The organism is Acidocella sp., from assembly GCF_050253495.1.
GTDB lineage: Bacteria > Pseudomonadota > Alphaproteobacteria > Acetobacterales > Acetobacteraceae > Acidocella.
Map to the genome: position 1 here is coordinate 119,830 of NZ_JBFWIX010000001.1, position 11,249 is coordinate 131,078.

General features: G+C 65.8%; 12 protein-coding genes. 2 read left to right on the forward strand and 10 right to left on the reverse strand.

Annotated elements, in window-relative coordinates:
* Positions 1-33: 33 nt before the first annotated feature.
* Positions 34-648 (forward strand): DUF1826 domain-containing protein, encoded by a 615-nt coding sequence (locus AB7D48_RS00545; protein WP_427975154.1) that lies wholly within the window; start codon positions 34-36, stop codon positions 646-648.
* A 56-nt stretch (positions 649-704) separates the two neighbouring features.
* Here the strand turns inward: AB7D48_RS00545 and AB7D48_RS00550 are convergent, their stop codons facing one another.
* Positions 705-1,985: a tetratricopeptide repeat protein gene (locus AB7D48_RS00550; RefSeq protein ID WP_427975156.1), complete on the reverse strand. Its 1,281-nt coding sequence runs from the start codon at positions 1,983-1,985 to the stop codon at positions 705-707.
* Positions 1,982-2,782 (reverse strand): alpha/beta fold hydrolase, encoded by an 801-nt coding sequence (locus AB7D48_RS00555; protein ID WP_427975158.1) that lies wholly within the window; start codon positions 2,780-2,782, stop codon positions 1,982-1,984. Before AB7D48_RS00555 ends, AB7D48_RS00550 begins: the two co-directional genes overlap by 4 nt.
* A gap of 178 nt (positions 2,783-2,960) precedes the next feature.
* On the opposite strand from AB7D48_RS00555, the gene AB7D48_RS00560 reads away from it, so the two are divergent.
* A complete protein-coding gene (locus AB7D48_RS00560) occupies positions 2,961-3,899 on the forward strand; it encodes an NAD(P)H-dependent flavin oxidoreductase (RefSeq protein WP_427975160.1) in 939 nt (312 codons plus the stop codon).
* A gap of 88 nt (positions 3,900-3,987) precedes the next feature.
* On the opposite strand, the gene AB7D48_RS00565 is transcribed toward AB7D48_RS00560, so the two are convergent.
* The 8 genes from AB7D48_RS00565 to AB7D48_RS00600 are packed head-to-tail and all read right to left on the reverse strand — an operon-like array spanning position 3,988 to position 11,187.
* Positions 3,988-4,590: a TetR/AcrR family transcriptional regulator gene (locus tag AB7D48_RS00565; protein ID WP_427975162.1), complete on the reverse strand. Its 603-nt coding sequence runs from the start codon at positions 4,588-4,590 to the stop codon at positions 3,988-3,990.
* Positions 4,591-4,977 (reverse strand): oxalurate catabolism protein HpxZ, encoded by a 387-nt coding sequence (gene hpxZ, locus AB7D48_RS00570; protein ID WP_427975165.1) that lies wholly within the window; start codon positions 4,975-4,977, stop codon positions 4,591-4,593.
* 2 nt (positions 4,978-4,979) lie between these two features.
* Positions 4,980-6,329 carry an AtzE family amidohydrolase gene (locus tag AB7D48_RS00575; protein WP_427975168.1) on the reverse strand — a complete coding sequence of 450 codons (1,350 nt, stop codon included), beginning with the start codon at positions 6,327-6,329 and terminating at the stop codon, positions 4,980-4,982.
* Between the two features lie 6 nt (positions 6,330-6,335).
* Complete coding sequence (locus AB7D48_RS00580) at positions 6,336-6,518, reverse strand: AtzG-like protein (RefSeq protein WP_427975170.1); 183 nt, start codon at positions 6,516-6,518, stop codon at positions 6,336-6,338.
* A complete protein-coding gene (locus tag AB7D48_RS00585; protein WP_427975173.1) occupies positions 6,518-7,603 on the reverse strand; it encodes a BMP family ABC transporter substrate-binding protein in 1,086 nt (361 codons plus the stop codon). Before AB7D48_RS00585 ends, AB7D48_RS00580 begins: the two co-directional genes overlap by 1 nt.
* 29 nt (positions 7,604-7,632) lie before the next feature.
* Entirely contained in the window at positions 7,633-8,559 is a 927-nt protein-coding gene (locus tag AB7D48_RS00590; RefSeq protein ID WP_427975175.1) for an ABC transporter permease, read from the reverse strand.
* The gene (locus AB7D48_RS00595; protein WP_427975178.1) at positions 8,556-9,632 is read right to left on the reverse strand and encodes an ABC transporter permease; all 1,077 of its coding nucleotides are present in this window, start codon (positions 9,630-9,632) and stop codon (positions 8,556-8,558) included. The genes AB7D48_RS00590 and AB7D48_RS00595 overlap by 4 nt, the downstream gene beginning before the upstream one ends.
* Positions 9,616-11,187, reverse strand: a complete 1,572-nt coding sequence (locus tag AB7D48_RS00600) for an ABC transporter ATP-binding protein (protein WP_427975180.1) — start codon at positions 11,185-11,187, stop codon at positions 9,616-9,618. The genes AB7D48_RS00595 and AB7D48_RS00600 overlap by 17 nt, the downstream gene beginning before the upstream one ends.
* Positions 11,188-11,249: the final 62 nt, after the last annotated feature.

Below are 11,249 nucleotides of genomic sequence, written 5' to 3' on the forward strand. Positions count from 1 at the left end.
ATATTGTACTAATTATGGAAGGGAACGCCCCCCATGACCGATTGCCCCACACGGACCAGGCTGAACCGCGCCGCCAGCCTTCGCCAGATCCTCAATGCGGGCTGTTCGGTCGTGGAAGCACCCCGGATTTTGCCCCCCGCCTTGGCCGAGGCCGCCAGCCTGTGCCTCGCGGCGGGCCCCCGGCTGGTTTTGGCCCGCGGGCCGCTCGAAGAGCTGCGCGCGACCCTCGCCCAGGCACTGCCCGCCCAGGCCATGCCCTTATCAGACGACATACTGAACCTGGCCGAAACCTACCGGGATCTGACCGGCCATCAGGAGCTGCGGTTGCGGCTGGAACGCATAACCGGCGATAGCTGCCGGAAATTTCATGTCGATTGCGTGGGGCTGCGCCTGCTCTGCACCTATAAGGGCCCGGCGGTGCAATGGACGAAAGATGGCGGCGTCACGATTCACGAAGCCGGAACCGGCGCGGTGGTGCTGCTGAAGGGAAAACATTTCGCCAACTGGTCCGAGGCGGATGGGGTCTTGCACCGTTCGCCGCCGCTATCGGGCCATCCCCGGCCAGAAACGGCCCGCCTGCTGCTGACGCTCGATGAGGTCGATGCCTGCGGCGCCGATCCCGCCGAAAAACGGCTGATCGCCGCGTGAGGCTCCGGGCGGGCGCCAAAACCGCGCGCCCGCCCGGACCTACCCTCGTTCTACCCTTACTGCCGGAGCGCCTCGTGGGCCGCCCAGGCACGCGGCGAGCCCATTTTCAACCGGCGCCGCTCCGCCGCGACCTCTCCGGCCAGCGCCAGATCCCCCGCCTTGCAGGCGGCCACGCCCAATGTCTGCACGATCAGATCGCGCTGCGCATTGCTCCCGCCCACCGGCGCCAGATGTTTGTAAAGCGGGCGCAGCAAGGTGGCCGTCCGCGCATAATCCCCATCCCTGAACGCCCGCAGCGCCTGGATCACCGGCAAACCCAGCGACCGGCTCACCGCCGCGTTGGTGCCCTGCTCATGGCCGATATATTCTTGAATGGATGCCTCCAGCCGATCGGCCGCCCCCCGGTCGTCCGCGCCGGAATAGGTCATGGCGATATGCAGATCGTTAAAGGCCAGCACATGCTCTTGCGCATGCACGCCCCAGAACGCGGCCAGATCCCGCCAGCGCGCGCCGACATCCACCCCCGCGAGTTCCAGCCGCCAGAGCAGCGCCGCCGCATCCACCAGATCGAGCACGATGGAAGCGGGCGTGGCACGGATATGATCGTCGTAGATCGCCAGAACCTCGTCGAACGCGCCGGCTTCCAGCCGGTACAAGGTTAGGTGCCACCATTGGTGCACGGCCAGCCCGTTGGCGGCGGTCCAATGCGGCTCCAACCCTCTCAGCCAGTCCGTGCCGTCCCGCACGCGCCCTTGCATTTCCAGCACATGCGCCACGGCGTGGATGCCCCAGCTATCGGCGGGGTTGATCTCAACCGCCTCGCGCCCGGCCGCCTCTCCGGCCTCGTAGTCACCCAGTTCCTCCAGCCCGAAAGCGGCCATGCCGAGCACAAAGCCGCGCTCACGCGTGCCGGGCCTGTAGGCATCCAGCACGGACAGCGGCACGTCGCGCAATTTCGGCAAGGCGCCGAGAAAGAAATGCGTGTCATGGGCCAGGCGCAAGGAGAAAATATCCGCCGGATCGTCCGCCAGCGCGCTTTCCCAATGGGTGGCGGCACCCGTTATGTCGCCATCGGCCCAGGCACGGGCCGCGGCGATGTGCAGGCGCTCGCGCTTGGTCGCCTGCCCGGCGCGCGCCTCGGCCGCGGCCAGGGGGGCACGCACGGCCTCGTCCTGGCCCGGCACACCGCCCAGGCAATTCAGCGCGGCGATGCTGGTATGGCCAATGATAAAATCCGGGTCCGCCTCGATGGCGGCGCTCAAGCTCGCCACCGGATCGTTCTTCATCCCGAGATAGTCTCCCAGGGCGGTCTCGAAGAGGGCATCGGCGTGGCTCATCGGCATGGCTCCTGTTCATCGAGTCCTCGCCAGAAGGCCAGCAGCGCCGCCGCGCTCTCCTCCGGGCGTTCCCAGTTGGGGGCATGACCGGTCTTGGGGTAGCTGATGAACGCCGCCCGCGGAAAGGCCTGGCGCAGCCGCTCCTGGTCCGGCGGCGGGAAAATCCCATCCTCCTCCCCCCACAGGATCAGCGTGGGCATGGCGGGCGGGTCTCCCACCGGCGCGGGCTCATCCAGCAGCCCGGCCAGCGCGCCACGCCAGACATCGGCCTTCACCTTACGGGTGGCCTGGAGATAGGGGCTGAAAATCTCTTCCGCCATCGGCTCATGCAGCGATGAAAGCTGAAACTCCCGCCCCAGCGCGTCCGGCACGGGGTCGGACAGCCCTTCCAGCAGCGGCGCCGTTTCCAGCAGCGTCCGATTGCCCCCGGCATGACGGGCCGTGCCGATCAAGGCCAGGCTGCGCACCAGATCCGGCCGCCGCGCGGCGACACGCTGCGCCACGATCCCCCCCAGAGAATGTCCACCCAAATGCACCGGCCCCTCGGCGATGGATTCGATGAAGGCGATGGCATCCTCGGTGAATCCGGCAATGGTATAATCGGGTGCCGGAAAGCTCTCGCCATGGCCGCGATGATCCGGCGTATACAAGCGGTGCTTCGCCGCCAGCGCCTCGAACAGACGGTAAAAGGTCATGTGGGAATCGAGATAGCCATGCAGCAATACACTCTGCGAGCCGGTATCGCCGAATTGCCGGTAATACAGGCCACGCTGGTCTTCGAGGGTGAGTTGGCTCATGCGGTCATCCAGGAATAAGGGGAATCAGGAATAAGGGGAATTCAGTGGCCATTGGATCATAGCGGCCGACGATCCGATATTACCAGAGCACCCAGCGCGTCTCTCTTGCTCCGCCCTCAAATCTGTGCCCCATTCCTGCTTAACAGCATTAACAACCATCCAAGACCGAGGAACCCACATGCCCCTGCCCACCTTGCTGGAAGGCCGCCTGGCCCTGCCCGCCATCGCCGCCCCGATGTTCATCATCTCGCGGCCCGAGCTGGTGATCGCCCAATGCAAGGCTGGAATCGTCGGGGCCTTTCCCTCGCTCAACGCCCGCCCCTCGGGCGTGCTGGAAGACTGGCTGACCCTGCTGCGCAGGGAGCTTTCCGAGGCGGACGCGCCCTTCGCGGTCAATCTCATCGTGCACAAGACCAATTCACGCCTGCGGGAGGATCTGGCTTTGTGCGTGAAATATCAGGTGCCCATCGTCATCACCTCACTGGGCGCCAATCCTGAGGTGAACGAGGCGGTGCATGCCTATGGCGGGCTGGTGTTCCACGACGTCATCAACGACGAATTCGCCCACAAGGCCATCGCGCGGGGGGCGGATGGGCTGGTGGCCGTGGCGGCGGGGGCGGGCGGGCACGCGGGCACGCTCTCGCCCTTCGCCCTGATGCAGGAAATCCGCGCCTGGTTTTCGGGTCCATTGGCCCTCTCGGGCGCCATCGCCAATGGCCGTTCCATCGCCGCCGCGCGGGCGCTGGGCGCGGACCTCGCTTATATCGGCTCCGCCTTCATCGCCACCGAGGAAGCCAACGCCGCCCCCGCCTACAAGCAAATGATCGTGGAATGCGCCGCCAGGGACATCGTCTATTCCAATCTCTTCACCGGCATACATGGCAATTATCTCATCCCCAGCATCGCCGCGGCGGGGCTGGACCCCGCGGCGCTGGGCGATGCCACTCCCACACAGATGGAATGGGGCCAGATTCTGGGCGGCAACAAGGCCTGGCGGGATATATGGGGGGCTGGCCAGGGCATCGGCGCGGTAACGCAGATTCAGCCCGTGGCCAGGCTCGTCGCCAGACTGCAAGCCGAATACAAAGCGGCATTGGCCGCCCTCGGCGCCGGATGAGCGTCCCAAAGGGCGGCAAAAGACACATCCCAATGCACGTAAACCGATTGAAGTCTTACGGGCCTCGAACAAGCCGCTGACACAAACCCTATGTCCGCCTGAAACCGCGCTCCAGGCCGCGCATCATCTCCCGCCGCAGCGTGTCGAAATCCGGCGTCCCCTCGCCGATCTTGCCGGTCATTTGCAAGGTGATCAGCCCATGCAGCCCGGCCCAGAACAGATGCCCCAGAATATTCGGGTCGGTGTCCAGCCCGCCTTCGGCAATCATGCGCGCGACATAGCGCGTCATATTGCCCTGGGCCCGCGCCAGCGCGCCGGCGAACTCCGGATAATCGGCCGGGTCCGGCTGGTTGAGGGAGAAAATCAGCCGGTAGGCATCCGGGTTCTCGAACGCAAACGCCACATAAGCGTCCCCCACATTGCGCGAAATCTCCCAGCCATCGCCCGGCCCGGCGATGGCCGCCTCCAGCGTGGCGGACAGCTTATCCAGGGCCACCGTGCGCGCCGCCGCCAAAATCGCCTCCTTATTGGCGAAATAGCGATAGAGCGCGGTGGCGGACCAGCCCAGCTCCCGCGCGATTGAATGCATGGAGACATTCCCGAAGCCACGCGCCACGGCCTGACGCTCCGCCACGCGGACAATCCGCTCTCGCGTCTCGGCGATCCGTTCATCGGACAAAGCTTGCGGCATTCAGGCTCCGGCTGGCGTGGCGACAAGGGACACATGCGCGCTGACGATGCGCCAGCCAAGCACCGGAAACCGTACCCAGACCTGCGTCTGCCGCCCGGTGCGCGCCTCTCCCTCGCGGATGAATTCGGTCGTCGCCACCCCATGATCCGGCCCGAAGGTCACGATGCGCGTGTCCTTCAGCACCCGCCGGGGCGAGCCGCCGGCCCGGCCGCGGCGAAAGGCGGCGATCTCGTCTATGCCATAAGAGGCACCGCCATCGCCAAAACGCAGCGCCTGAGGCGATGGCCAGAAAAACCCATGCAACGCGTCGAGATCGTTTTCCATCAAAGCGCGCTCATAGGCGGCAAACAAGGCTTCCAGCTCCGCCCGCGCGGTGGCGTCGTTCATGCTCACGGCACCACCTTGGCGGCGAGCACCCCCTTCTCCTCCAGCCGGGCGGCCGCCGCCAGGGCCAGCGCCTCGCGCCCCGGCGCGGCGATTATCTGCACACCGCGCGGCAGCCCCGCCGAGGCCACCGGCACGCACACCACCGGCAGGCCGATGAAGCTGATCGGCTGGGTATAGAGCCCGATATTGGCGCGCAGCGGCACCTCCTCCCCGGCCAGATCGAAGCTCGGCTGGCCGATGAGCGGCGCGGTGATCGGCGTGGCCGGGGCCAGCAACAGATCATAGCGCTCCAAAAGCTCCAGAGCCCGCGCCCGGAACCAGGCACGCAAGCGCTGGGCCTGATACACCACCTCAGCCGGCTGCAACGCCCCGGCGATGAGGCGCGGCACGGTGGCATGGTCGTAATCCCATGGCCGGGCGATCAGATCCGGCTTGTGCAGTTGCCCCCCCTCGAACGCGGTGATGCAAAAGGCCGCCGCGCGGGCACGCTCGGCTTCGGGCAAGGTCGCGCTGGCGGTTCCACCCAGCCCTTCCGCCACGCTCCTCACCGCCTCCAGCATCTCGGCGCTGGCGCCGTGCCGGAACCAGCCATCCAGCATCGCCACGCGGGTTGGGTCGATCTCCTGCCCCAGCGCGGGGCTTGCCCGGTCCTCGTCCTGCAACACGTCATAGGCCAGGGCCAGATCGGCGACGGACCGCGCGAATGGGCCGATATGGTCGAAACTATCCACGAAGGGAAACGTTCCCTCCCGCGTGACCCGCCCATAGGTCGGCTTCAGCCCATACACGCCGGCAAGCCCCGCGGGCAGGCGGATGGAACCGTTGGTGTCCGAGCCCAGGCTGAGCGCACAGAACCCGGCCGCCAGCGCGCCGACGGAGCCGCCCGAGGATCCGCCGCAAATCCGCGCTGGATCGTGCGGGTTGCGTACCGGCCCGTCATGCGCGTTCTCGGTGACGAAGCCATAAGCGAACTCGTCCATGTTCAAGGCACCCAGCAGCACCGCCCCGGCCTCGTTCAACCGGACGATATGCGGCGCATCCATCTTGGCGGGCGGCGCGGCGCGGCGGATTTTCGAACCCGCGACGGTCGCCAGCCCTTCGATGTCGAACAGGTTCTTCACCGCGAAGGGCACGCCCGCCAGCGGGCCGGGCTCCTGCCCCGCCTGCACCTTGGCATCCACCAAGGCGGCCTCGGCGCGGGCACGCTCGAAGGTGCGGGCCGTGAAGCAATTGAAGATATTGTCCAGCGCCTCGATCCGCTCAATATGAGCGGCCAGAATCTGCGAGGCGGAGAGTTTGCCCGCGCGCACCCGCGCGGCGATCTCAATGGCGCTCAGCCGGTAAAATTCCATGAACCCTCAGGGACGATAGCGTGGCGCCGCCTCGGTCCCGGGCGGCGGCGCGAAGGAGGTCACCAGCTCGGCCTGCTGGCACAAAACCGCGAAGGCGGCCCGCACGGCCTCCTGCTGCTCGGGCGGGATGGGTAGCCCGAGCAATTTCGCGGCGGCCGCCAGATAGGCGGCCTGCGCGTCCGTCTCCATCAGGAGAGCTTGCCGTCGATTCCGGCCACCAGGGTCTGCATGCCGGTCAGCGCGGTATCGTCCATGGTCTGGCCGGCGGGCACAAACACCTTGCCGCTCTGATCCGTCAGCGGCCCCGTGAAGACCTTATTCTGACCCGAGGAAATCTCCGCCACCGTCTGCTGGGCCGTGGCGGCCACGGCATCGGGCATGTTGCGGAACGGCGCCATGGCCAGCATGCCATCCGAGAAGCCACCCCAGGTATCCGTGCTGGTCCAGGTGCCGGCCAGCGCCTCCTTGATGCGCTTGATGTAATAGCCGCCCCACTCATTCACATCGGCGGTGAGCTGCGTGTGCGGCGCGAACTTGATCATGTCCGTCGCCTCGCCGAACGCGGGAATATGGCGGCTGGCGGCCACCTGCAACGGCGCTGGGCTGTCCGTATGCTGGGTCAGCACATCGCACCCCTGATCGATCAGCGCCTTGGCCGCGTCGCCTTCCTTGCCGGGGTCGTACCAGCTATCGATCATGATGAATTTCAGCCGCGCCTTGGGGTTGACGCTTTGCATGCCGAGCATCACCGCGTTCATGCCGCGCACCACCTCTGGAATCGGCACGGAGGCGACATAACCGATCTTGCCGGTCTTCGACATATGCCCGGCGATCACGCCCTGCACATAGCGCCCCTGGTAATAACGTATGTCGTAGGTGGCGAGGTTCTTGGCGCGCTTATAGCCGGTGCAATGCTCGAACATCACATGCGGGTTCTTGGCGGCCACCTTCACCATATAGTTCATGTAGCCGAAGGAGGTGCCGAAAATCAGCTTATGGCCGGACGCGGCGAGGCTCTGGAAAACAGACTGGCATTCCGGGGATTCCGGCACGTTTTCGACATAGGATGTCTCGATCGCCGAGCCCAGGGCCGCCTGCGCCTGCTTGCGCGCCACGTCATGCTGATAGGTCCAGCCAAAATCCCCCACCGGGCCGACATAGACGAAACCGACCTTCAACGGCGCATCGGCCCGCGCGGCGCGCATGATCCCCGGCGCGGTCAGCGCCGAGGCGCCCAGCATGGCCGTAAAGCCACGGCGTTTCAGTGAAGACATCCTGTTGCTCCTTCCAACTTCAAAGACATTCAGGCGGCGGCGTGGAAATATCTGCCCAAACAGGCGGGCTGGTTGAGGCGGATGCGCCGCGCATCGCGCGAGATGAGCACCAGCACCGCCACCGTGCCGACATAAGGCAGCAGCGAGACCAGCGGCGAGGGCACCGGCACACCCGCCCCCTGGATATAAAGCGAGAGAAACGTGATGCCGCCGAACAGATACGCCCCCACCAGCAGCCAGAAAGGCCGCCAAGCCGCGAACACCACCAGCGCCAGCGCGATCCAGCCGCGCCCGGCGGTGAGGTCTTGCGACCAGAGCGGCGAATAGAACAGCGAAAGATAAGCCCCGCCAATGCCCGCCATCGCCCCGCCGAAGGCCACGGCGGCATAGCGGATGCGCAGCACCGGGTACCCCATCGCGTGCGCGGCGTCATGATTATCCCCCACCGCGCGTAAAATCAGCCCGGCATGGGTCTTGTTCAGAAACCAGGCGATCAAGGCGAGCATGGCAAAAGAGAAATAGATCAAAATGTTCTGATCGAACAACACAGGCCCGAGAAATGGAATGCGCGAGAGCAGCGGCAACGCGATGGGCTTGAGCACCGGCGCCGAGACGCCGACATACCCCGCCCCCAGCAAGGCCGCGAATCCCTTGCCGAAAATGGTCAGCGCCAGCCCGGTGGCGACCTGGTTGGCCAGAAAGGTCAGGGTCAGCACCGCGAAGATCATCGCGATCAACATCCCCGCCAGAGCGGCCGCCGCCAGCCCCAACCCGGCACTGCCCGTATGATGCGCGGTGGCGAACCCGGCGATGGCCCCCACCAGCATCATGCCTTCCACCCCCAGATTCAGCACGCCGGATTTTTCCGCCACCAGTTCCCCGGACGCGGCGATGAGCAGCGGCGTGGAAGCCGCCACGACGGAAACAGCGAGGTTAGACGCATAAGCGAGGGTCATGCGGCCTCCGGCGCGGGCGGACGGATACGGCGAAAACGGTGCAGAATCAACACGTCCGCGCCCAGCAGATAAAACAGAAGCACCCCCTGGAAGATGCCGGTGATGGCGTTGGGCATGTTGAGATTGATCTGCGCCGCGTCGCCACCGAGATAAGACAAGGCCAGCAGCAGCCCGGCGAAGATCACCCCCACCGGATGCAGCCGCCCCAGAAAGGCGACAATCACCGCCGAGAACCCATAGCCAGGGGTGATGGTGGTGGTGAGCTGGCCGATCGGCCCCGTGACCTCGATGATCCCCGCCAAGCCGGAAAGCCCGCCCGAGACCAGCAGCGCGATCCAGGTCAGCCGGGCATTGGAAAACCCCGCGAAACGCGCGGCGCGCGGCGCCTGCCCAACCACCCGCAACTGGAACCCCAGCACCGAGCGCGCCAATATCTGCCAGAGCGCCAGGGCCAGCAGGGGAGCGAGCAGACAGCCGAGATGGATCGAGGTGGCGCCGAAATCCGGCGTCGTCGCCCCCGCCCCAAACATGGCCGATTGCGGAAACCCGAATCCTTGCGGGTCCCGCCACGGGCCGGTGACCAGCCAGACCAGAATCAGATTGGCGATATAGACCAGCATCAGCGAGGTCAGGATTTCATTGGCGTTGAATTTCAGCTTCAGAAACGCGACGATCCCGGCCCAGCCCATGCCGCCCAGCACGCCCAGCGCCAGCACCAGCGGATATTCCCACCAGAAGGCGCCATTCGGCAGCGCCAGCGCCACGCCGGCCCCGGCCAGCGCCCCCATGGTGAACTGCCCGTCCCCGCCGATATTCCAGATATTGGCGCGATAGCAGAGCGCCAGCCCGGCGCCGATCATGATCAAGGGCGCCGCGCGCACCAGCAGGGCGGACAGGCCGGACAGATTGCTGACCGGGGCGATCAGGAATGTTTCAATCCCCCGCACGGGCGGTTTGCCGAGCAGCGCGAAAATCGCCATCATCGTGACGATGGTGAGGCTGATGGCCAGCACCGGCGAGCCATAAGACCAGAACAAGGAGCGTTCGCCCCGTGGCTCAAGCCGGTAGATCATGCACCCGCTCCTGCATGCCCGCCTGGGTTCCCCCCATCAGCAGGCCGATCGTCTCGATGGTCGCGTCCTTCACATTCATCGGCTCAGACAGCCTCCCCGCCGCGATCACGGCGATGCGGTCGCACAGCAGCAAAATCTCGTCCAGATCCTGGGAGATCAGCACAATCGCCGTGCCCGCCGCGGCCAGTTGCACCAGCGCCTCGTAAATCGCCGCGGCCGCTCCGGCATCCACCCCCCAGGTCGGCTGGGAGATCACCAGCACGCCCGGCTGCTGCAACACTTCCCGCCCGACCAGGAATTTCTGTAGATTGCCGCCGGAAAGCGAACGCGCCTCCGCCAGCGGGCCCGTGGTGCGCACATCGAAGGAGGCAATCACCCGGGACGCGAAATCGCGCGTGCGCCTGCCATTGATCAGCCCGAACCGTTCCAGCGCGCCGCGCACATGGGCGGAGAGAAAGCCGTTCTCCGCCAAGGTCATCGCCCCCACGGCGCCATGGCCGTTGCGTTCCTCCGGCAGGAAGCACCCGCCTCTTCGCCGGCGCGCGCGCGGGCGCTCCAGCCCCACCGCCACGCCGTCCAGCAGAATAATCTCCGGGCTGCCGGCGGGGATCTCGCCGGAGAGCGCATCCATCAGCTCGCCCTGGCCATTGCCCGCGATCCCCGCGATGCCAAAAATCTCCCCACCCCTCACGGTGAAGGAAATATCCTTCAAATCCGTGCCGAACTGCCGGTTGGAGCGGATGGTCAGCCGCTTCACCACCAGCCGGTCCGCCCCGCCCGGCCCGGCTTTCTGGGAATAATCCCGCTGCTTGAGCTTGGCGCTGATCATCAGCTCCGCCAGTTCGCGCGCGGTTTTCTCCCTCGGGTCGCAATGCGCCACCACCTTGCCCAGCCGCATGATCGTGGCGCGCTCGCACAGGCCGCGGATCTCCTCCAGCTTATGGCTGATATAGAGAATGGAGCAGCCCTCGCCGCGCAGGCGCCGCAGCGTGTCGAACAGCTTGCGCACCTCCTGCGGGGTGAGCACGCTGGTCGGCTCGTCCATGATGAGCAGCTTCGGGTTCTGCAACAGGCAGCGCACCACCTCGATACGCTGGCGCTCCCCCACCGAAAGGTCGTGCACCGCCTTGCGCGGGTCCAGGGGCAGACCGTAACGGGCGGAAATTTCGGCAATGCGGCTATCCAGATTCTCCCGGTCCTTGGGATCGTTGAGGCCGAGCGCGATATTCTCCGCCACGCTCAAGGCCTCGAACAACGAAAAATGCTGAAACACCATGCCAATACCCAGCGCGCGCGCCTGCGCCGGGCTGGCGATGCTCACCGGCCGGCCATTCCATAGAATATGGCCCGCGTCGGGCTTCATCACACCATAGATGATCTTCACCAATGTGCTCTTGCCCGCGCCATTCTCCCCCAGCAGGGCATGGATTTCACCTTTGCCGATGGTCAAATCCACATGATCGTTGGCCAGACAGCCAGGAAATTGCTTGACGATGCCTCTTAGCGAGAGAAGGGGCGGCGAATCAGGAACAATCTTCTCCGGTTCGAACTCCATGCCCTGCTCCCAAACGATGTTCAGACCGGCGGCCCGGCACAATGCGTACCCAGAGCATGCGC